Source organism: Streptomyces sp. NPDC006879 (assembly GCF_042869595.1).
Lineage (GTDB): Bacteria > Actinomycetota > Actinomycetes > Streptomycetales > Streptomycetaceae > Streptomyces.
In genome coordinates this window covers 1-1,206 of record NZ_JBIAGC010000115.1, presented here as the reverse complement: position 1 = coordinate 1,206, position 1,206 = coordinate 1, and the positions used below count along the sequence as shown (strand labels likewise).

Genomic DNA, 1,206 nt, shown 5'->3' with positions numbered 1-1,206 from the left:
GGCAAGATCGCGTGACTGAGACTCAGATATCCGAGGCCGTTGGCGACGGGCAGATTCCGCCGGAGCAGGTCGAGGCTGTGCTCGAGCAGCTGATGGACTCCGCGGATGCTGCCGGCGCGCCGCTGGCCGGCGAGGGCGGACTGCTGCAGCAGCTGTCGAAGGCCCTGCTCGAGCGGGCCCTGCAGGTCGAGATGAGTGAACACCTCGGCTATGACAAGGGCGATCCGGCGGGCCGTGGCAGTGGCAACAGCCGTAACGGCACTGCCGCGAAGACGGTCTTGACGGACGTCGGGCCGGTCCAGGTCGAGGTGCCCCGGGACCGCAACGGCGAGTTCGAACCGCAGATCGTCCCGAAGAACGCCCGCCGGCTGTCCGGCTTCGACGAGCAGGTCCTGGCGCTCTACGCCCATGGCATGACGGTTCGAGACATCCAGTCTTACGTGGCGAAGATGTACGGCACCGACGTCTCGCCGGACCTCATCTCGAAGGTGACCGACGCGGTCAACGACGAGATCACAGCCTGGCAGTCACGGCCCCTCGACTCGCTCTGGCCGGTCGTCTACATCGACGCGCTGTGGATCAAGGTGCGGGACGGCAAGGTCGCCAACCGGCCGGTCTACCTCGCCGTCGGCGTCGATCTCGACGGCTGCAAGCACGTGCTCGGCCTGTGGATCGGCAAGGACGGCGAGGGCGCCCGCCAGTGGCTCACGATCCTGGGCGAACTCAAGGCCCGCGGGATCGAGGACGTGCTCGTGGCCTGCTGCGACGGCCTGCCGGGACTTCCCGACGCGATCAACGCAGTTTGGCCCCGGGCCACGGTCCAGACGTGCGTAATCCACCTGGTCAGGGCCTCGCTCCGCTACGCGTCGAAGGCCGACCACGGCAAGCTCGTGCCGGCTCTGCGGAAGATCTACACCGCGGTCTCCGAACAGGCCGCCGAGCAGGCAATGAAGGAGTTCACCGCTTCTGACCTGGGGCGCAAGTATCCGGCCGTGGTCCGTACCTGGTCCCAGGCGTGGCAGGACTTCGTGCCCTATCTCGCGTTCCCGCCGGAGATCAGGAAGGTGATCTACAGCACGAACATGATCGAATCGATCAACGCGCGGCTACGGAAAGTCACCCGAAACCGCGGCCACTTCCCGACGGAACAGGCCGCGGTCAAGGTGCTCTACCTGGCGATACGCGAGCTGATCGAACCGAAGACCC

The 1,206-nt window shown here is 66.5% G+C and carries 1 protein-coding gene; it reads left to right on the top strand.

What is annotated here, in order from left to right; all coding sequences use genetic code 11:
- Nucleotides 1-11: 11 nt before the first annotated feature.
- Nucleotides 12-1,206 (top strand): IS256 family transposase (locus ACFYMC_RS29810; RefSeq protein ID WP_388531298.1); only part of this gene is annotated, 1,195 nt, incomplete at its 3' end.